Source organism: Flavitalea flava, assembly GCF_054461575.1.
This window is the reverse complement of sequence record NZ_JBTLQH010000026.1, coordinates 71,508-90,794: the sequence shown is the minus strand read 5'-3', so window position 1 is coordinate 90,794 and position 19,287 is coordinate 71,508. Positions and strand designations below refer to the sequence as shown.

The 19,287-nt window shown below is 46.5% G+C and carries 18 protein-coding genes; 7 read left to right on the top strand and 11 right to left on the bottom strand.

What is annotated here, in order from left to right; genetic code table 11:
• Positions 1-43: 43 nt before the first annotated feature.
• Positions 44-1,159 (bottom strand): Mrp/NBP35 family ATP-binding protein, encoded by a 1,116-nt coding sequence (locus tag ACX0G9_RS20930; RefSeq protein WP_459066904.1) that lies wholly within the window; start codon positions 1,157-1,159, stop codon positions 44-46.
• Between the two features lie 100 nt (positions 1,160-1,259).
• Between ACX0G9_RS20930 and ACX0G9_RS20925 the strand changes: the two genes are divergently transcribed.
• The gene (locus ACX0G9_RS20925; RefSeq protein ID WP_459066903.1) at positions 1,260-1,895 is read left to right on the top strand and encodes a carboxypeptidase-like regulatory domain-containing protein; all 636 of its coding nucleotides are present in this window, start codon (positions 1,260-1,262) and stop codon (positions 1,893-1,895) included.
• Positions 1,896-1,961: 66 nt separating this feature from the next.
• Positions 1,962-2,906: a 3-hydroxyacyl-CoA dehydrogenase family protein gene (locus ACX0G9_RS20920; RefSeq protein ID WP_459066902.1), complete on the top strand. Its 945-nt coding sequence runs from the start codon at positions 1,962-1,964 to the stop codon at positions 2,904-2,906.
• A gap of 55 nt (positions 2,907-2,961) precedes the next feature.
• Here ACX0G9_RS20920 and ACX0G9_RS20915 read toward each other — a convergent pair whose 3' ends face one another.
• The 3 genes from ACX0G9_RS20915 to ribD form a co-directional block, all read right to left on the bottom strand.
• Positions 2,962-4,815, bottom strand: coding sequence for a carboxypeptidase-like regulatory domain-containing protein (locus ACX0G9_RS20915; protein WP_459066901.1), 1,854 nt, complete (start codon positions 4,813-4,815; stop codon positions 2,962-2,964).
• Between the two features lie 124 nt (positions 4,816-4,939).
• Positions 4,940-5,572 (bottom strand): IMPACT family protein, encoded by a 633-nt coding sequence (locus ACX0G9_RS20910; RefSeq protein ID WP_459066900.1) that lies wholly within the window; start codon positions 5,570-5,572, stop codon positions 4,940-4,942.
• An 18-nt stretch (positions 5,573-5,590) separates the two neighbouring features.
• Positions 5,591-6,757, bottom strand: coding sequence for a bifunctional diaminohydroxyphosphoribosylaminopyrimidine deaminase/5-amino-6-(5-phosphoribosylamino)uracil reductase RibD (ribD, locus tag ACX0G9_RS20905; RefSeq protein ID WP_459066899.1), 1,167 nt, complete (start codon positions 6,755-6,757; stop codon positions 5,591-5,593).
• Positions 6,758-6,840: 83 nt separating this feature from the next.
• Here ribD and prmC point away from each other — a divergent pair, with 83 nt between their 5' ends.
• Positions 6,841-7,749: a peptide chain release factor N(5)-glutamine methyltransferase gene (gene prmC / locus ACX0G9_RS20900; RefSeq protein WP_459066898.1), complete on the top strand. Its 909-nt coding sequence runs from the start codon at positions 6,841-6,843 to the stop codon at positions 7,747-7,749.
• 82 nt (positions 7,750-7,831) lie between these two features.
• Positions 7,832-9,196 carry a carbohydrate porin gene (locus tag ACX0G9_RS20895; protein WP_459066897.1) on the top strand — a complete coding sequence of 455 codons (1,365 nt, stop codon included), beginning with the start codon at positions 7,832-7,834 and terminating at the stop codon, positions 9,194-9,196.
• A 13-nt stretch (positions 9,197-9,209) separates the two neighbouring features.
• On the opposite strand, the gene ACX0G9_RS20890 is transcribed toward ACX0G9_RS20895, so the two are convergent.
• The 3 genes from ACX0G9_RS20890 to ACX0G9_RS20880 all read right to left on the bottom strand — a co-directional run bounded on the left by ACX0G9_RS20890 (position 9,210) and on the right by ACX0G9_RS20880 (position 11,441).
• Entirely contained in the window at positions 9,210-9,614 is a 405-nt protein-coding gene (locus ACX0G9_RS20890) for an ExbD/TolR family protein (RefSeq protein ID WP_459066896.1), read from the bottom strand.
• A 32-nt stretch (positions 9,615-9,646) separates the two neighbouring features.
• Complete coding sequence (locus tag ACX0G9_RS20885) at positions 9,647-10,351, bottom strand: MotA/TolQ/ExbB proton channel family protein (RefSeq protein WP_459066895.1); 705 nt, start codon at positions 10,349-10,351, stop codon at positions 9,647-9,649.
• Positions 10,352-10,514: 163 nt separating this feature from the next.
• A complete protein-coding gene (locus ACX0G9_RS20880; protein ID WP_459066894.1) occupies positions 10,515-11,441 on the bottom strand; it encodes an SPFH domain-containing protein in 927 nt (308 codons plus the stop codon).
• A gap of 85 nt (positions 11,442-11,526) precedes the next feature.
• Here ACX0G9_RS20880 and ACX0G9_RS20875 point away from each other — a divergent pair, with 85 nt between their 5' ends.
• Positions 11,527-12,561, top strand: coding sequence for a YpdA family putative bacillithiol disulfide reductase (locus tag ACX0G9_RS20875; RefSeq protein ID WP_459066893.1), 1,035 nt, complete (start codon positions 11,527-11,529; stop codon positions 12,559-12,561).
• A 16-nt stretch (positions 12,562-12,577) separates the two neighbouring features.
• On the opposite strand, the gene pepT is transcribed toward ACX0G9_RS20875, so the two are convergent.
• Positions 12,578-13,822: a peptidase T gene (gene pepT / locus ACX0G9_RS20870; protein ID WP_459066892.1), complete on the bottom strand. Its 1,245-nt coding sequence runs from the start codon at positions 13,820-13,822 to the stop codon at positions 12,578-12,580.
• A 31-nt stretch (positions 13,823-13,853) separates the two neighbouring features.
• Between pepT and ACX0G9_RS20865 the strand changes: the two genes are divergently transcribed.
• Positions 13,854-14,747, top strand: coding sequence for a CPBP family intramembrane glutamic endopeptidase (locus tag ACX0G9_RS20865; protein ID WP_459066891.1), 894 nt, complete (start codon positions 13,854-13,856; stop codon positions 14,745-14,747).
• A gap of 163 nt (positions 14,748-14,910) precedes the next feature.
• Here ACX0G9_RS20865 and ACX0G9_RS20860 read toward each other — a convergent pair whose 3' ends face one another.
• Positions 14,911-15,366, bottom strand: a complete 456-nt coding sequence (locus ACX0G9_RS20860; RefSeq protein ID WP_459066890.1) for an FKBP-type peptidyl-prolyl cis-trans isomerase — start codon at positions 15,364-15,366, stop codon at positions 14,911-14,913.
• Positions 15,367-15,552: 186 nt separating this feature from the next.
• On the opposite strand from ACX0G9_RS20860, the gene fmt reads away from it, so the two are divergent.
• Positions 15,553-16,503, top strand: coding sequence for a methionyl-tRNA formyltransferase (gene fmt / locus ACX0G9_RS20855; RefSeq protein ID WP_459066889.1), 951 nt, complete (start codon positions 15,553-15,555; stop codon positions 16,501-16,503).
• A 7-nt stretch (positions 16,504-16,510) separates the two neighbouring features.
• Here fmt and ACX0G9_RS20850 read toward each other — a convergent pair whose 3' ends face one another.
• The gene (locus ACX0G9_RS20850; protein ID WP_459066888.1) at positions 16,511-17,644 is read right to left on the bottom strand and encodes a LysM peptidoglycan-binding domain-containing protein; all 1,134 of its coding nucleotides are present in this window, start codon (positions 17,642-17,644) and stop codon (positions 16,511-16,513) included.
• A gap of 67 nt (positions 17,645-17,711) precedes the next feature.
• Positions 17,712-19,139, bottom strand: a complete 1,428-nt coding sequence (locus tag ACX0G9_RS20845) for a methyltransferase RsmF C-terminal domain-like protein (protein ID WP_459066887.1) — start codon at positions 19,137-19,139, stop codon at positions 17,712-17,714.
• Positions 19,140-19,287 lie beyond the last annotated feature (148 nt).

The following is a 19,287-nucleotide window of genomic DNA, read 5'->3' as shown; positions in this document are numbered from 1 at the left end:
AAATTTTTACGCCGCCACCTCAGAATTTCGTTCTGAACACTGATCAGATCTCGTTCGTAACGTTCACAAGCTCTGCAACTCTCGCCACACCCATATTGGCATTCAACATGGCAATACTCCGCACAGCATTGCCGGCAAAATCCAAAAAGGCTTTTTTGGTGATCGCATCATCGGTTGTCATAATGGGAACTCCGGAATCGCCGCCTTCCCGGATACTTTGTACCAGAGGTATCTGTCCCAGAAAAGGGATATCATATTCTTCAGCAAGGCGCTTGCCTCCCTCTTTGCCAAACAGGTAATATTTATTATCCGGTAATTCAGCGGGAGTAAAATAACTCATATTTTCAACCAAACCGATGATCGGCACTTTCAATTGAGCCTGGCCAAACATGGCAATTCCTTTTTTGGCGTCAGCCAGTGCTACGTCCTGGGGAGTCGTAACGACAATTACCCCCGTAACCGGGACCGTCTGCATCAGGGTCAGGTGTATATCGCCAGTGCCGGGAGGCATATCGATGACCAGATAATCGAGTTCGTCCCAGGCTACATCGGTTACGAATTGGCGTATGGCACTGCTGGCCATTGGTCCTCTCCAGACCACCGCATTTTTCTCATCCACCAAAAGACCGATGCTCATTAATTTAATGCCATATTTTTCCAGGGGAACGATCAATCCTTTTCCACCTTCTCCTCCCCCCATCATCATTGGACGTTCTCCCCTGACCCCAAACATGATCGGCACGCTCGGACCATAAATATCGGCATCCATCAATCCTACAGATGCGCCGCCCCGGGACAAAGCGAGGGCAAAATTGGCCGCGACGGTGCTTTTTCCCACTCCCCCTTTTCCGCTTACCACTGCAATTATATTTCTGACCTTTGGAAGTACGGCCTGGGTATCTTTCCGTGTTGAGGTAGTCTGAGAAGTGAACTTTACATTTACCGAAGCTTCTTTATTTACCAGCAAACGAACCGCATTGATACAGGCATTTTTTATCATATCCTTCATGGGACAGGCAGGCGTGGTCAGCACAACCGTAAAAGAAACATAATTCCCGTTGATCTCAATATCTTTCACCATATTCAGGGTCACAATATCCTTACCCAGATCCGGCTCCTGAACATTACTCAGGGCTTCTAAAACTTTTTCCTTTGTCATGCGTAAGATTTTGTTAAAAGCTTTACTTTGAGACAAAATTAACCATTGCCCTCCTTACTTTGTTCAAGATTTGCGGTTAAAAGTTTAATTTTGAGACTGAATGAAAAAAATTGTACTATACATCTTATTGATTTCCGGCCCTTTTGCAGCACATGCCCAGTTTGACAAGCTAAAAGACTCAGTAGTCCAATTATACGGTGTCATAATGACCGCAGACAGCCTTAAAGGCATTCCAATGGTCAGTGTGGTGGTAAAAGGACGCAATCAGGGGACTTTTTCCAATGATCAGGGGGTCTTTTCGATCGTAGTACTAAAAGGGGATGAGATTGAATTCACCAGTATAGGTTACAAACCCTATTTGCTGAAAGTTCCGGATACATTCCGGGGAAACCAGTATAGCCTGATCCAGCTTTTGGTCACTGATGCACAATATCTTCCTTATACCATCATTAAGCCCAAACCGACCAGGGAGCAATTCGAACGGGATTTCGTGAACACTCCTGTACCGGATGACGGTATCGAGGTAGCGAGGCAAAATACGGATGCCGCCAAAAGAAGGATATTGGCCAGAAGTCTACCGGCCAGTGCAGGGGAAGCAACCAGTTATTATTTAAAACAAAGTGCCACCCGATACTATTACCAGGGACAGGCGCCGCCTCAAAATATCTTCAACCCGATCGCCTGGGCAGATTTCATTCAAGCCTGGAAAAGAGGTGACTTCCGGAATAATAATTAATACCCCCCAACCCCCTGAAGGGGGAGTAATTATCCGAAAGATTCTCAAATAAATAAAAGACTTTAAATGAGCGCAGATAACCAGAGTAGCGGCGACATGCTTAACTCCCCCTTCAGGGGGCCGGGGGGAAACGTCTCCGTCATTGGTGCAGGTACCATGGGTAATGGGATCGCGCATGTTTTTGCTCAACATGGATTTAGTGTAAGTCTGGTAGATACAAATGACATCCAGCTTGAAAAGGCCCTTCAAACGATTACCCGGAATCTGGACAGACAGATTGCCAAAGGCACCCTTACCGAAGAGGCCAAAACAACGACCCTGAAAGCTATTACCACCCACAATTCTGTTGAGTCAGGGGTGAAAAACGCCGAATTAGTTGTGGAAGCCGCCACCGAAAATACAGAGCTTAAATTGAAGATCTTCCGTCAGCTGGACGAACTGGCTCCGGCAGGCTGTATCCTGGCCTCCAATACCTCGTCTATATCCATCACAAGGATCGCCTCTGCTACCAAACGTCCCCAATCGGTGATCGGTCTTCATTTTATGAACCCTGTCCCGGTCATGAAACTGGTGGAGGTCATTAATGGATATGCCACCGATCCTGCTATAACGGAACAATTAGTGACCCTTTGCGGCCAACTGGGCAAAACACCTTGTGTCGTAAACGACTATCCCGGATTTATTGCGAACAGGATATTACTGCCCATGATCAATGAGGCGATCTACAGTCTTTATGAGGGAGTTGCGGGAGTTCAGGAAATCGACACGGTCATGAAACTGGGAATGGCCCATCCGATGGGTCCTCTGCAACTGGCAGATTTTATCGGATTAGACGTTTGTCTTTCCATCCTTCGCGTTTTGCAGGAAGGTTTTGGAAATCCTAAATATGCACCCTGCCCGCTCCTGGTTAATATGGTCACCGCCGGTTTTCTCGGCGCAAAAAGCGGGGAAGGTTTTTATAAATACATCCCGGGGAATAAAGACCTTATTGTCAGCGGGCGATTTTTATAAGCAAAGCCAACCCTGGTTAGCAAAGCCATTTGTATTATTCAATACTCATTCGTATTTACTCGTTTGTACGCAATACCCTGTAACTTCCGGTGGCCGGATAAATAACTCCAGATTTCATATCCCGTAAGGTTCCGCTTATAGTACCGGTCATATAGGTCATTAACGGCCCCCAACCCGTGACCGTGGTTTTTAGCGTAGTCTCTATTTTGGGTGAAGAATTGTCATCGACTATATATTGAAAGTTACCTGCATTACCTGGTAAATAATAGTCGAGCATCAAATAAAGGGTAGGATAGTTCCCGATCCCTGATACCTGGTTAAAACTAATGGTAATGTTATAGCTGGGCAATGTAGGGTCATCACTGTTATATACTGAAGATAAAATGCTGGCTCCTCCACTATACCAATAGGTAACGCCAACACTAAAACCGTTACCCCATAAAAGGTTTTTGCCGTTGAACTTCAGGTTGAGATAAGCACCTTCGACATTCGGTAGGCTGTCACTGGGCAGACTATCCACGACACTGCCGCAGGCTGTCAACACACCCAGATCCTGGCTTCCGCCGGTAACGGAAAATTCACTTACACTTCCCAAGGCAGAAGTCCCCAGGTCCCCCGCAGTCAGTTTCACCACCGTACTGGTGTTATTACAACGATTGATATTCAGCAGAAAATTTCCTTTCGTGACCGCCGCACGATAATTCATCCCCTCCAGAAAGGCATTTACAAATCCATTTTCCACCGGGTTATTCGCACAATCGACAACCTTTCCGGTCAGCGTTAAGGGTGCGGTATTGATAGAAATGGTGATCGTTCCCAGGTCCTGATCATTAAGAGCCGGTCCGACATTGGTTCCGAACAGCATATTATAACAGTTATCCATGATCCGGAGGATCAGATCCTGTCCTTTGGGGATCAGGCCTTGCGCAAAACCGGAAGAATCGGTAAAACAATAGGCCACACCATAATTTTTCCCTGATGGAACAAATTGTAAATAGGTATAGGCCAAAGGATTCCCATGCTGATCCTTTATACGGGCTTTAAAGAAGACCTGCTCATAAGGTACATCATAATTCCACCAGGAGAAGTGTCCGACCTCGCCAATATAGGCATTGCCCATTCGGGTACCCGTTCCCTCTTCTATCCATTTTCCCGTAGAATCGTTAAAATACCATAAAGGAATAGTTGACGGAGCACTGGCTTGTAAGGAGGATGGAATATCCATCGAAATCGTCGCCTTTTTCCCGGGAGCGATCTGTAGTTTTTCTCCCCCGTCCCCTTCCAGTTCAACGACCATCATGCCAAAACTTTGCAAGCCCGTTTCCTTATTGTCCGTTCTTACACCCCGGAGATCGCCCGGCATTTGTTTGGATGAATTTACATCCGTAGGATCAAGGTAAGTAGCAAAAACATGTACCATACCGGAATAAGCAGCATTACTGGTTGCATTGACCACTGCCCCTGCATCAAAAGCTACGCTGTCACCGGTCTGTAGGATTATTTTACCACCAGATGAGGCAGAGAAGCTACCTTTTGAAATCCTGGGCAGCAAATCGATCCGTACAAAATTTAACGATCCGGCTTTGGTGAGGATAGTCCTGGACCCGGTAAAATAACCGGCTTTAACCACTTTCACAAAACCAAACCGGTTATACATGTCAATATTGGAAAAGGTAAAAACTCCATTCACGTCAGTGGAGGTAGTAGCAGTGCCGCTTGTAACAACAGCTCCTTTAACCGGAAGGCCGTTCTCGTCGAGTACCCGGCCTTGCAAACTGGCTTTTACTAATTCGTCGGGAGCAGTAAATCCAGGGGGATTAGACTGATCGACATATTTTTTACAGGCTGGCAATACAAAAAGTACAGCCAGCATAAGGCTAACGGCAAGGGTAAGTTGATTTTTTATCATAGGTATCTGATTCATTTTGAACACCAAAGGAATTCGTATTCGAAAAACCCCTTATATGTGTACAATTCAATCCTTTAGGATATCTATCAAAACGAAAAAAGAGTAAGTAAAGTATAGCGGAAAGTCATTTTACCGGGACCACAGATTTCCATTCGACGTCTCTCAACTCCTTGAATTTATATTCTACCTCGGTCAGTCTGTTAATGGGAACTGCGATGGTCATGCTGCAGAAAAGCTGGGCTTCGTGCTGAATGACCCTGCAATTGTATTGTTTGACGAGGGTCATGATATCATTCATCTGCGTATAGTCGAATTGGATGATAAACTCCTTCTCCACCGGTTTCTGTACCAGCGGGGTCATTTGAATGGCCAGGGCAGCTGCCGATTTATAGGCATTGATCAAACCGGGGGCACCTAACAAGGTTCCACCGAAATACCTGACCACCACTACCAGGACATTGATTAGTTCCTTACTGTCGATCTGTCCCAGGATCGGTCGGCCTGCGGTGCCGGAGGGTTCGCCATCATCGCTGACCCGGAATTTGTTTCCATCGAAACCCAGACGGTAAGCAAAACAGTGATGAGTCGCCTTGGGATGTTCTTTTTTTACCTCATTCAATCTTTCCTTGAACTCCTCCACATTCTTAACAGGATAAGCATAGCCCAGGAATTTACTACCCCTGTCCTTAAATTCGGCAGTCCCCAACTTCTCGATCGTATAATAAAAATCCTGTTCTGGTGTATTTCTGTTTGACATGATTTGTTCCAAAAAATCTTATTTCGGTGCGTAATAAAAAATAGAATCTGCATATAACCGTTCCCGATGAATAAACCGGGAATCCCGCAATTCCGGAGACGCCAGCCCATCCGGGATCAGCAATTCCTCATTGGTTATGATCCTGGCCTCATCCCAAAAGCCTTCATTTATAAAAGATTGCAGCAGAGATGGGCCGCCTTCGACTATTACACTCAGGATCTTTAATTGGTAAAGAGCTTCCACTATCAGCGGAACCAGGCTTTCGCCCCTGATCCGCTGTTCGCCCGGAGTCAGATGATTATTCCGGGACCGAAGATCACGCTGAGCCAGAGGATCACCCTGAGACAGGTGATCTTCTGAGGGTAACCGGTAATAGATCAGGTTATCCTGCTCTTCGTGTTTTACCGTATTAAAAACGATCGTTATGGTTTGACGGTCAAAGATCCGCAGCGATCCCGGTAAACGCAGATCTTTATCAATGACCAGCCTGACCGGATCGGGTCCTGTCCATAATCTTACCGTAAGGGAGGGATCATCCGCCAAGGCCGTATTCGTTCCTATCAGAATACCGGCTTCTTCCGACCTCCATTTATGTACCAGCCTGTTCGTGAAGTCATTGGAAATCAGGGTTCTGCTTACACCCTCCGACGCCGCCTTCTCCCTACCCTCCGTTCCATTGACCGCGGCCATTTTACCATTCGCGCTTTGCGCCCATTTCAACAGGATATAAGGCCGTTGTTTGGTGTGAAAAGTGAAAAAACGACGATTCAAGTCAATACATTCCTTTTCCAGGATCCCCAATTCCACGGCCACACCAGCGGCTCTCAACTTCTCGATCCCCTTTCCGTTGACCGCCTCAAACGGGTCACGACAACCCACCACAACCCGGGGGATCTTTTTTTCAATGATCAGATCTGCGCAAGGCGGTGTTTTGCCAAAATGGGCGCAGGGTTCCAGGGATACATAAATGGTCGATTCCCGGATAAAGGGAATATCCGCTTCTTTTACTGAACGAATGCAATTTACCTCTGCATGGGCCTGACCATACTGTTGATGATACCCTTCTCCGATCACTCGGCCTTCATAAACCAGAACCGAACCAACCATGGGATTGGGCGCCGTATGTCCGGCTCCTAAAAGGGCCAGATCCAGGCAACGTCGCATATAGGTTTCGGCCAGGTTCAAAATGATCCGTATTTATTTAATGGAGTGTTTTCTTAAAATAAAAGGCAAATTTACTGGATCAGGCCCATTCCTTATTGCTTATTTTGCAGACAGATATGGAGTTTTACCAGGCACAACAGGAATTATTATCTCAGCTGCGCACCCTGTACGATGACCGGGAGGCCGCCACCATTGCCGATTGGGTAATGGAAAACAGTACCGGCCTGAAAAAGATCGACCGCCTGCTGCAAAAGAATCAGCCAGTGCCGGCGGCTGCCCTGGAATCATTGGAAAAATATACCACAGCTCTTTTGACCCATCGCCCGGTTCAATATGTATTACAGGAAAGCTGGTTCTATGGAATGAAGTTCTATGTGGACGAAAACGTGCTCATTCCCCGGCCTGAAACCGAAGAACTGGTAGATTGGGTGTTGGAAGAAGCCGCAAGCTACAAGCTGCAAGTTACAAGCCTGAAGGAAGAACAAACCCCTCCTGTTTCCATCCTGGACGTTGGAACCGGGAGCGGCTGTATTGCCATAGCCCTGAAAAAAGTATTAGCCTCTTCGTCAGCCTCTTCCGTCTACGCCTGTGATCTGAGCGAAAAGGCCCTGGCCGTTGCCAAACGGAATGCCGTTACCCATAATACCCCCATCCATTTTTTGCAGCTGGATTTTTTAGATAAAAACCAATGGACCACACTTCCTGCGGTACAATTTCTGGTTAGCAATCCCCCTTATATTCCCTTAAAGGACAAGACAACGATGACCAAAGGAGTGGTCGATTTCGAACCCCATCTGGCTTTATTCGTGGAAGACCGGGATCCGCTCGTTTTCTATCAGGCACTGGCCGGTTTTTCCAGGGAAAAACTGCTCCCGGGCGGAGGGCTTTTTGTAGAAACCCATGGGGAACTGGCGGGCCATGTCGCAGAGCTTTTCCGGAATGCCGGTTTTACAGAAGTCACTCTTAAAAAAGACCTTCAGGGTAAGGATCGTATGATAAAAGCAACAGGGTAACATTTAATTATTTTTAATCTTTGTATAAGCGATCTAGTTTTGCGCAACTTTTCGTTTTACGCAACATTTTCGCTTATCGCTTATGATGAACATTTTCAAGATCCGGTCCATAAATCACTCCTTTTTACTGGGTATTTTATCCGCAGGAACCTTGTTCGCTTCGGCCCAAACAGTACAACAAGATGCCTTATTAAAGGATACAGGATGGAATTATCATTTTCAGTTTACGGGTATTCTCCAGGGGCACCCGGGTTTCAAGGCTCCTTATAGCGGCCAGAACAGCCTTCAAACGGATAAGGAGCGTGCCTATTCCGTAACGTCCACCCTTTACCTGGGCAGAAAATTATGGCAGGGCGCAGCACTTTATTTCAACCCTGAAATGGCAGGCGGCTCCGGGATCAGCAGCACGCTTGGTATTGCCGCATTCCCCAACGGGGAGACTTTCCGGATCGGGAATCCGGCCCCCACGGTTTATGTAGCACGCATCTTTTTACGTCAGTACATTTCCCTGGATAAAGAACATTATGAAATATTGAATGACGATGCCAACCAGGTAAAAGAAAAAGTTTCCACTTCCCGGATAACCCTGACAGCCGGCAAATTTTCCATTGGCGATTTTTTCGATAATAATAATGTAAGCCATGATCCCCGTTCGGATTTTATGAACTGGTCCTTCATGAACAATGGCTCCAATGACTATGCCGCCAATACCCGCGGTTATACGTATGGATTTACTGCCGAATATGTCAAACCGGGGTGGACAGTTCGTTTAGGAACGGCACTGGAACCAACGTATGCGAATGGCCCCGAACTGGACTGGCATTATTCCAAAACAAGCAGCGAGAACCTGGAATTTGAAAAAAGGGTATCCATTCATGGACATAAAGGGACAATCCGGATACTGGGTTTTTATAACGTCAATAAGGCTCCCAATTATAAGGAAGCCGTTGCTGCAAAAGAAAATGGTACCGATACCACGCTGGATGTCCTTATCGGTAAAAAATACGGCTCTAAAAAATATGGGTTCGGGATAAATGCAGATCAGGAATTAAGCGCGGCCGTTTCTGCTTTTTTTCGTCTGGGATGGAATGACGGCCATACGGCTACATGGGCCTTTGCTGAAATCGATAATACACTGAGCGGGGGGATCCGCATCAACGGTAAAAGCTGGAAACGGACAGCGGATAATATCGGACTCGCCCTTCTGTCTAATGGTATATCCCCGGGACACCGGAATTTACTGAATCATGGCGGTTATGGATTTATGATCGGGGACGGTCGACTTCCCCATTATGGCAGAGAAGATATTGCCGAAGTATTTTACCAGTGTAAGCTTTATGCTAATTTCTGGACAACCCTGGATTACCAGTTCGTGGAGCATCCGGCCTACAACAAGGACAGAGGACCTGCGCATGTATTCGCAGTAAGGGCGCATATCGGGTTCTAGATAAAAGTCACTTTCACTGCACCCCTTTTTTGTCCACGGCAAGCACTGTCCTGGCGCCCAATTCACGGGCTACCCGCATAACGGCAACTACATCATCGATAGGCACCGACTTATCGGCATTGATCACAATGGACGGCTGATCGGTTTCTTTGGCCAGAAATGGCTGCAGGCGTGCTTTTAATTCATCGAGGGTTACACGGGTCGTACCGACGTAAAACTGTTTATTGACATCGATGGATACCACTACCGTTTGTTTGGCCTTGGTATCGCTTTTTGACTTGGGCTGGGAAAGCTTGACCACATTTGGATTGGCCAGTGTGGATACGATGAGGAAGAACAACAACAGGATGAACAAAATATCGTTCAAAGGCCCGGTATGTACTTCGGCTTCTTCTCTATGTCGTTTTCTTAAATTCATATTTCGGTATTCATAAGCCTCATCCTTCGGGTTTATCTGGTCGGCTCCTGCAAAATATCAATAAATTCAGCGCTGGCTACTTCCATTTTATTAGTCGTTTTATCGATCTGCGAGATCAGGTACCGGTAACCAACATAGGCTATGATACCGATGATCAGACCGGAAGCGGACGAAACCATTTTTACATAAATACCTCCCGCAATATTTGAAATACTATATTCTCCGGTGGAAGCGATACTATAAAATAACTGGAACATACCGGCAATCGTCCCCAGGAAACCAAACAGGGGAGCTATATAACCTATAACCGAAAGCACGGACAAATTCTTTTCCATTTTATACAACTCTAATTTCCCCACATTTTCCATGCTTCGTTCAATAGCCTCGATCGGTTTACCGATACGCTGTATCCCTTTATCCAGCATACGGGCCACGGCAGTTGAGGTATTTTTTGTCAGGCTCCTGGCAGCAGTAACATTGCCCGTTACGATATGATCCCTGATAATGCTCATAAAATTATCATCCAGTTTGGACGCCTTATTGATCGCCATAACCCTTTCGATAAAAACAAAGATGGCTATGACCAAAAGGATAGCCAGGGGAATCATGAGCGGGCCACCTTTGATCAGAATATCCCACAAACTTTCTTTTTGTTGGGCAACTGCCTGAGCAACCCTGGTCAGGCTATCCTTGATCTTTACGGAGTCGATCAAAACCTGAAGAAAAAATAGATTCATCCAATATTCAGTTTAAATTGTTTTTGCTTAGGCACCGATGGCCCCATAACCCACCTTGGTAAAGGGTAAAGATACTGTTATAACGCCCCCGTATCCATCCTATTCTTTAACAAAATGCTAAAATTGTTAATATCCTCCTTACCAGGCAGCCCCTACCTGTGCTTTAACGGCCTACCTGCTTGGTCATCAGCGCCTGGATCTGCTGCATCGTCTTCTGCATCCCATCGCTGCTGCCATCAAGGAAAATGATATTTCCTTTCCCCACCTCGGCAAAGTTCTTAATAGCTTCTGTCCACATACTGAACAAAATGACATTAGTGTCCAGGTTGGCTCGTTTCATCTGTTCAGCGGCTTCGGTCATCCCCCGGGCCACTTCTTCCCGGAATAAAGCCACTCCCTGTCCGCGTAAACGGGCTGCTTCCTTTTCGGCCTCAGCGGATATCTTGATCGCATTACCTTCTGCCTCGGCCGCCTTGGTTTTAGTGATCAGGAGTGCCTGGCCTTCATTTTCTGCAGCCGCTTTTAAGTTATTACTCGCTACTACCTTGCTCATGGAGTCGATGATCGCCTGATCGAAAGTGATATCGTTGATCTGAAGATCCAGCAAATGATAGCCCCATTCTTCGAGAGAATTATCGATCTGATCTTTTACGAACTCCACGATCTCCTTTCTCAGACCAAGGATCTCCGCCTGTTTCTTCGTGGCAACAAAGGCGCGTATGCTCCCTTCGATGGTCCGGGTCAGCGCCTGCATAAGATCACGATCGCTGATGAATTTAAAAGCGACCCTTTTGATGGTTTCTTCATCGGCATTCTGGACCGCATAAAGAAGCATACTTTTAAAATATACATTGGCCTGATCTGCGGTTACGGCCTGGAATTCAAGTTCTACCGAACGGTTCTGAATAGAGATACGCTTGTAGACCTGCTCCAGAAAGGGGATCTTGAAACTAAGTCCCGGACGAAGGATACGCTGATATTTACCAAACATCGTAAGGACATTGATAAATCCCTGGTTGACGGTTACCAACCCGCTGAAAACGAAAGCTATGACCAATAGTACCCACCAGTAATGTAAAAGGGCATCCATATTAATAAAGTTTTAGCGTGAACACAGGGGCGAATTTAGGGATGAAAGTACGGCTTTTTGGCGGATTGTATGGTAACTTCGTACAATGTACGACCTGATCATAATCGGTGGTGGCCCTATCGGGATCGCCTGCGGGCTGGAAGCAAAAAAAGCGGGACTGACCTACCTTATCCTGGAAAAAGGGTGTCTGGTTAATTCCTTATATAATTATCCTGTTAATATGACCTTTTTCTCTACGTCCGAGCGTATAGAGATAGGAGGTATCCCCTTTGTAAGCAATCATGTTAAACCTCATCGCAGCGAAGCTCTTGAATATTATCGCCGGGTGACCGTTTCTAACGGGCTGAACCTGCATTTACAGGAAGAGGTAAAGGAGATCCGCCAGGCAGATGATAAATCGAACGGATTGACGAACGGATTGGGTGCAGGGCAATTCGAAGTAATCAGTTCCAAACAGAGTTATAGGGCCGCTCATATCGTACTGGCTACCGGTTTCTATGATATTCCCGTCCTGCTGGATATTCCCGGGGAGGAGCTGCCAAAAGTAACCCACTATTATAAAGAACCTCATTTTTATGCCATGCAGAAGGTCGTCGTCATAGGAGCCAGTAATTCTGCGGTCGATGCCGCATTGGAAACCTGGCGTAAAGGAGCCGAAGTAACGATGGTCATCCGTGACGAGGGGATCAGTCACCGGGTAAAATATTGGGTCAAACCGGATATCGATAATCGCATTAAAGAAGGAAGCATCAAGGCCTTTACCCATTCCGCCTTACTTGCCATACGGGAAGGTGAGGTGGATATCCGGACACCGGAGGGAATAAAGACCATCCCCAATGATTATGTGATCGCCCTCACCGGTTACCAGCCGAACTTCAATTTGCTTAGACGGGCCGGTATCCGCCTGTCGGAAGATGAAAAGCTGCTACCCTTTTATAACCCCGAAACAATGGAGACCAATGTAAAAAATCTTTACCTGGCGGGAGTAGTATGCGGAGGAATGAATACCCACCTTTGGTTCATTGAAAACTCCAGAGAGCACGCCCTCCTGATCGTCCGGAATATTTCTAAAGAAAGGACGGATAAAGAAAGGGCGGAGAAGGCGCCAGTCAACGGATAGCCCCGAATCCGGCTTCTTAACCCTTTTCCTCCCAGATACTGGCCAGATACACGATCGTCTCTACCGATTTCTGCATATCCTGAATACTTACATATTCCTGTTTGCCATGGAAGGCCATTTCACCGGTAAAAATATTGGGACAGGGTAATCCCATAAAGGACAGGCGGGATCCATCCGTACCTCCCCGGGCACTCCCCCTTTGTGCAGGTATCCCGGCACGTTCGAGTGCTTCCATGGCATATTGAGCGACTTCAGGATGGCTGTCCAGCACTTCTTTCATATTCCGGTATTGTTCCGTTACCTCAAAATCTGCACGGGCTCCCGGGAATTGGACTAAGACCTCCTCCATAATATCTTTGAGATGCGCTTCGTAAGCGGCCAGTTTGTTGGTATAAAAATCACGCACGATCAATTCAACCTGCACTTTTTCCGCTATTCCGGAAATACGTACGGGATGGACAAAACCGTATCGCCCTTCGGTCGTCTCCGGAGACCATTCATCTTTAGGCAAAGCATCCACGAAACCCGCAGCCACTTTAATGGCATTCACCAGTTTATCTTTTGCATACCCCGGATGAGCACTCAGACCATGAAAGGTTATTTTAACCCCGTCGGCAGAAAAAGTTTCGTCCTCGAAGGCTCCTCTTTCTCCGGCATCCAGGGTGTAGCCAAAGTCAGCCCCGAGCCGCTGCATATCCAGCTTGTCCACTCCCCTGCCGATTTCTTCATCCGGCGTGAACAGAATCCTGATCTTTCCGTGTTTAATCTCCGGATGGCTAACCAGGAAACTGGCCATATCCATAATAACCGCAACGCCGGCCTTATCATCGGCGCCCAGTAAGGTGGATCCCGAGGCCGTAATAATATCCTCTCCTTTTTTCATTTGTAAATAAGGATGTTCCCTGGGAGAAATAACGGTACCCTCTTCCGGCAATAAGATATCTCCGCCATCGTAGTTCGGGTGAACGATGGGTCTGACTCCTTTTCCGGTGCAGTCCGGGGCCGTGTCCATATGTGAACAGAAACATATCACGGGGATCTGCTTGTCCGTATTCGAAGGAATAGTTGCAAATACATAGCCGAACTCATCCATTCCGGCATCTGTCAGGCCGGCTTCGGATAATTCCTTAACCAGCAGGCGACCCAGATCCTTTTGTTTTTCCGTGGAGGGAAACGTTTTTGATCCCGGATCACTTTGCGTATCGATCTGTACGTACCGGAGAAATCTTTCCGATACGGTAAATGAATAGTTTTCAAACATGTTCGTAAATTACCGGACGAATATAATAACTATGTCTGATCAGGCTAAAAAAAATCCCCGAATTAAACAAGGATGGTTACGGGTTTTATTATTTGGAATCTTTTTTGGGGTCCTTACCCTGTTGATTGCGATTCCTGCGGTATTGATACTGACGGATGTGAAAAAAGAGGATTTGCTGGCAAGCCCCATTCACACGCTGGCCGCACAACTCACCGGGAATTACCTGTGGCTGATGCTGGTTCTGGAATGTATCATTTCCCTTATCAGTGTTTTCGTTTTTCGGGTCTTCATCGACCGGAAATCTTTCATGAGCCTGGGATTGACCATCAAGGGATATGAGACGGAATCCCTTACCGGTTTTTTTACAGCCCCTGCCCTTTTAGGTCTCTCGGCCCTCGTTTTACTGCTGAGCGGTCATCTGCACTGGGTCGATATCCTTTGGGATCCGAACACTTTGTTCATTTCTTTTGGATTTATGTTGTTGATCGCCATCGCAGAAGAACTGGTGTTCAGGGGGTATATTCTTCAGAATCTTATGGGATCCTTCGAAAACAAATATATAGCATTGGCCATATCCTCGGTATTGTTCGCCTGTTTCCATCTGACCAATCCAGGAATAAACACACTGGCTTTTGCCAATATTTTTTTAGCAGGCGCATTGCTGGGAATTAATTATATATATACCAAAAATCTTTGGTATTCCTTTTTTCTGCATCTGTGCTGGAATTTTTTCCAGGGTCCGGTAATGGGATTCAGGGTAAGTGGTCTTAATCTTCCTTCTCTTTTGCTTATGGAGACAAAAGGAGATCTGCTGGTGACTGGTGGTGAATTTGGCCTGGAAGGATCCATCCTGAATACAGCCCTGTCCATAACAGCCATTTTGATATTGACCTGGGCGTTTCGAAGAAAATATTCCACGAAGTAAAATCGAAAGAAAATCGGGACGAGATCGGAATGAGATCGGATTGCTCAACATAAAGATGCCGGCTTGGAAAAGATCTTCGATCCTTACTCCAGTCCGGCACTTTTTCTTATTACGGCCCCTGACTACTCTTCCAGATGAGTCATATTCCGAAAAAACAATTTTTTTAAGGCATAATGATCCGCGAAGGCGCCCCTATGATCTCTACCAATTCCAGGTCAAAGATCAGGTCCTCGCCTGCCAGTGGATGATTGGCATCCAGTATAACCGTATCATCCTTCACCTCCACAATAACGACGGGTATCTGCTGACCGGTACCATTGGTCATATTCAGTTGCATTCCTACCTCTGGCTTCATTTCTGCAGGGAAACGATCTATAGGGAAATCCATCACCATCTGAGGATCTTTAACACCATATGCATCCTCTACGGGGATCTGAATAGTCTTTTTCTCACCGATACCCATGTCCAGTAAACCAGCATCAAATCCCTTGATGACCATACCACTGCCCACTACAAATTCCAACGGCGTGCGTCCTTCGGAGGAATCGAAAGTCGTTCCATCTGTAAGACGACCATGATAATGGACCTTTACAGTATCACCGGCTTTAACTTGTTGCATAATTTCAGCTTCAATTTTAAGTAACTCCCTGAATTGGGATCACCCCCGCAATTTAAGATTAAAAAATTAAATAAACCGGGGCCGGAAGTCGTATAATAGAAAGATAACCGGAGACTTTTTTACCTTTTTAATACAGTTTTCCCCTTTTTTGGTTCTTTTTTTAGCTTTTTAGTACACTTTTGCAGGATGGCAGAAAAGAAAGATAGTTTGCGGATCATATTTATGGGCACCCCTGAATTTGCGGTCGCCTCCCTTGATGCCCTGGTGAACGCTGGATATCAGGTAGTGGGCGTCATTACGGCTCCTGACAAGCCCGCCGGCAGAGGGATGCAGTTGACGGAAAGCGCGGTGAAAAAATATGCCCGGGAAAAAGGATTAAGGATACTGCAACCTGAAAAACTAAAAAACCCTCAATTCCAGGAAGAATTACGATCGCTGAAAGCGGATCTGCAGATCGTAGTAGCTTTCCGCATGTTGCCCGAATCTGTCTGGAATATGCCCCCGCTGGGCACCATCAACCTCCATGGGTCCTTATTACCACAGTATCGGGGTGCCGCTCCTATCAACTGGGCGGTAATCAAAGGAGAAAAGGAGACTGGCGTAACCACCTTCAAACTCCAGCAGGATATCGACACCGGAAACATACTCCTGCAGGATCGTTTTCCTATAGGTGAGACACAAACGGCAGGGGATGTTCACGACCATATGAAAGAAATTGGTGCCAGATTGCTGGTCAGGACCATCGAAGCATTGGAAGCCGGTAATTTGAAAGAGATCGCCCAGGATCAGGACGGAGCCGTTCCTCCGGAATTATTGAAACACGCCCCCAAGATCTTTACCGAAACCTGTAAAATCGACTGGAGCAAGCCTGCTGCAACAATTTACAACCTTATCCGCGGTCTGTCCCCTTTTCCGGGCGCGTTCACTTACCTTGACGGAAAACTGCTGAAAGTTTTTCACGGCGAAAAAGAAGAAACCCCTCCTTCCATTCCTGCGGGACAATATGAAACAGATAAAAAAAACTATCTGAGATTTGCCACCCCGGATGGATACATCCGGTTAGGAGAAATCCAATTGGAAGGAAAGAAAAAAATGAAGATCGAAGACTTCCTGCGGGGATATAAATTCAATACCTGACCTGGGATCAATACTTTATCTCCACATTGAATTTTCCATCTCCTTCACCCAGTTCACCGGCAGCGGCATTGCTTATCCGGACAGTCAACCCTGTGCTTTCCTTCATATCGGGTAATTGTCCAAGGACCTTCGCAAATATGATCCTGTTGGTCGAAGGGATCAGGATCTTAACGATCAGGCCAACCGGTACATTATTCATCAGGGCATAATATTTTCCATCATGCCAGCCACTGGTACTTTTGAAGGTGCCAGCCATACCGCTGACCGTCTTTCCGCTTTCAGTAAAGTCAGGTTTGAAATAACCACCGTTAAAATGTAATGTAGGTGTTCCGGGAGCAGCAGAGACGGTTTTACTGTCTGACACTGTTTTAGTAGCGGTCGCCGGGGTATTATCGGTTCCCTGGGAATTTGCAGGATTATTTTCCTTAGTGACCGGATAGGTGCCTGCAGGCGCAGAAGAATTAGGGTTATTTTCTTCTTTCACTGACGCAGGATCTACTTTCGTTTTTGAAGTAACCTTCGTAACGGGTTGCGAAGAGGCAGGTGAATTGCCTGCGGAAGTTGTAACAGAAGGAGTAGTTGCAGCAGAAGGAGCAGTTGCAGCAGGAACAGGAAGGGCCTTGGAAGGGGCAACAGCTACAGAGGCTCCTCCTCCTCCGGCGGCAAAGGCGGATAAAGCCGTTTTCACTTTCAGATAGCCCACGATCAGGTGCATACCGGATTTGACCTGGTCCTTATTGACACTGTTCCATTTCTCCAGATTGCTGACGGGGACTTTATTATGGTTGACACTCACCCTATACATCCATTCTTTATCCTGCACGATATGATACACCGGCACAAGGGTCTCTGCCGCTGTTTTTTGGCCGTTTTGAGAGAAATTGGCAGCGGTCAGGGGAATTTGCAATTGCTGCCCGATACTCAACGGCTTATCCATCGTCAGGCTATTATAAGGAGCGATCTCTTTAGGACTTAAATTATACAACCGGCCGATACTATACCAGTTTTCTTTCGCAACCACCGTATGCTCCACAAATAACTTGCCGGTCTGGCCCTGAATCAATATCTCATTGGATTGCCCTTGGGAAGATTTTACAAAAAAAAGGCTGAGCAGTAAAAATAAAAAGGACATTGATCGCATAGCGCTGTTTTTTAATCAAGTTCGGGGCAAAGATGCACTTTTATCCCGCAATTTAAACAGTAAAACGTTAATCTCTTTTGAGGATCCTCCATTCTTTTGGATAATAATTATTTACCCGGTTAGGAAGGATCTTTACCCAACCCAGGTTATACCCATTATATTGAACAAGGGCCCAGCCCCTGTATCCGGAATCCGTCCTGATCTCTTCTTTACGTAAATATTGAATAGCTTCTTCTTTTGTCAGGCTAATGGCAGGGATCTCTTTCCGGATAAGGATACTCAAAGCGAGATCATGTTCCGGGATAAATTCTTTTGCAGCCAGTTGGCCGGCTGCGAGACCGGCTTTTTTCAGATAACAATTGGATTGAAGATAAAAAAGATCCTCCATCATTGGGCCAGGCAGAACATGGACCAGGTCATTATGCTTGAAATAACAAACAGGATAAGTATCTCCCTGTTTGATCCAGTCCTTCATTCTCTCTTCCTCCTGTCTGGATAATTTTTCAATAGCCTGGCGTTTATATTTTGGAAAGGAAAAATCTTCTCCTGAAGGTTTTCTGAGACAAGCGATAAAAAAACCTTCTCCTTTGAGTTGGTCCGGATAGAACCGGTATCCGTAAGCCCCTTTCTTACCGGTAGTCTCAATTATTCCCCATTTTTCCTCCACTTGCAGCTTGTAGCTCTCAGCTTGTAGCTCTTCCATCATCCAATCCAGTATATCCTCGTTCTCCTGTCTTGAAAAAGAACAGGTAGAGTAGATCAATATTCCATCCTGTTTCAGCGCAGGCCAGCAATCGGCCAGAATGCGCTGCTGACGTTGGCAACAAAGCTGCACATTATCTTCGCTCCATTCCCTCACCGCTTCCGGATCCCTGCGGAAAAGTCCGCTGCCGCTGCAAGGCGCATCTACAACTATCACATCGAAATAATTGTGCATCCGACCGAGATCACGTGGATCATTGTTGGTCAGAATTATATTGGGGTTACCCCATTTCACCATATTTTCCTGCAAAACGTTGACCCGCGTACGGATCACTTCGTTACTCACCAACAAACTATCTGCGGAAAGTAAAGAGCTGATCAGGGTAGACTTTCCGCCGGGGGCTGCACAGAGGTCCAATACCCGCAATTGTCGTGAAAGATCCACCGTTTGTTGTAAAGCTTGCTCCAGGAACATGCTGGAGGCTTCCTGAACATAATAGGCTCCTCCATGAAATACAGGATCGAACGTAAAAGATGGACGTTCTTCCAGGTAATATCCCATCGAGGACCAGGGAATCTTTTCCAGGGTTTCCGGCAATCCCCCGGGGCCTGCAGACGGGAATGAGGATACTTTGCCTGGATTGAACCGGACGGAGGTTACTTGTCTTGCGTCTGCATGCACTTTTTCAAATGCCCCAGCGTCAAAACCATTTACACCTTCGAGAGAGGACAGTAACCCGGCCGGCAATTGAGAATGCAATACTTTTTTAATTTTGATGAATAGAATCGGCAAATTTAAAGATTTTATCCCGTAACCCATCAGGCCTCTGCCAGGCTGGCTCCACATCACAAATCCCCGAACAATGGCATTTCGCCAGTCCGGGGATCACCTCCTGGTTAAAAGAGGTTGTGTTGAATAAAGCCTATGTGTAATAAAGCCC

Bases quoted from the DNA above. Each gene is read 5' to 3' on its own strand.
- ACX0G9_RS20930 (WP_459066904.1), bottom strand. From the start codon at position 1,159: ATGACAAAGGAAAAAGTTTTAGAAGCCCTGAGTAATGTTCAGGAGCCG.
- ACX0G9_RS20925 (WP_459066903.1), top strand. From the start codon at position 1,260: ATGAAAAAAATTGTACTATACATCTTATTGATTTCCGGCCCTTTTGCA.
- ACX0G9_RS20920 (WP_459066902.1), top strand. From the start codon at position 1,962: ATGAGCGCAGATAACCAGAGTAGCGGCGACATGCTTAACTCCCCCTTC.
- ACX0G9_RS20915 (WP_459066901.1), bottom strand. From the start codon at position 4,815: ATGATAAAAAATCAACTTACCCTTGCCGTTAGCCTTATGCTGGCTGTA.
- ACX0G9_RS20910 (WP_459066900.1), bottom strand. From the start codon at position 5,572: ATGTCAAACAGAAATACACCAGAACAGGATTTTTATTATACGATCGAG.
- ACX0G9_RS20895 (WP_459066897.1), top strand. From the start codon at position 7,832: ATGATGAACATTTTCAAGATCCGGTCCATAAATCACTCCTTTTTACTG.
- ACX0G9_RS20890 (WP_459066896.1), bottom strand. From the start codon at position 9,614: ATGAATTTAAGAAAACGACATAGAGAAGAAGCCGAAGTACATACCGGG.
- ACX0G9_RS20885 (WP_459066895.1), bottom strand. From the start codon at position 10,351: ATGAATCTATTTTTTCTTCAGGTTTTGATCGACTCCGTAAAGATCAAG.
- ACX0G9_RS20880 (WP_459066894.1), bottom strand. From the start codon at position 11,441: ATGGATGCCCTTTTACATTACTGGTGGGTACTATTGGTCATAGCTTTC.
- ACX0G9_RS20875 (WP_459066893.1), top strand. From the start codon at position 11,527: ATGTACGACCTGATCATAATCGGTGGTGGCCCTATCGGGATCGCCTGC.
- pepT (WP_459066892.1), bottom strand. From the start codon at position 13,822: ATGTTTGAAAACTATTCATTTACCGTATCGGAAAGATTTCTCCGGTAC.
- ACX0G9_RS20865 (WP_459066891.1), top strand. From the start codon at position 13,854: ATGTCTGATCAGGCTAAAAAAAATCCCCGAATTAAACAAGGATGGTTA.
- ACX0G9_RS20860 (WP_459066890.1), bottom strand. From the start codon at position 15,366: ATGCAACAAGTTAAAGCCGGTGATACTGTAAAGGTCCATTATCATGGT.
- fmt (WP_459066889.1), top strand. From the start codon at position 15,553: ATGGCAGAAAAGAAAGATAGTTTGCGGATCATATTTATGGGCACCCCT.
- ACX0G9_RS20850 (WP_459066888.1), bottom strand. From the start codon at position 17,644: ATGCGATCAATGTCCTTTTTATTTTTACTGCTCAGCCTTTTTTTTGTA.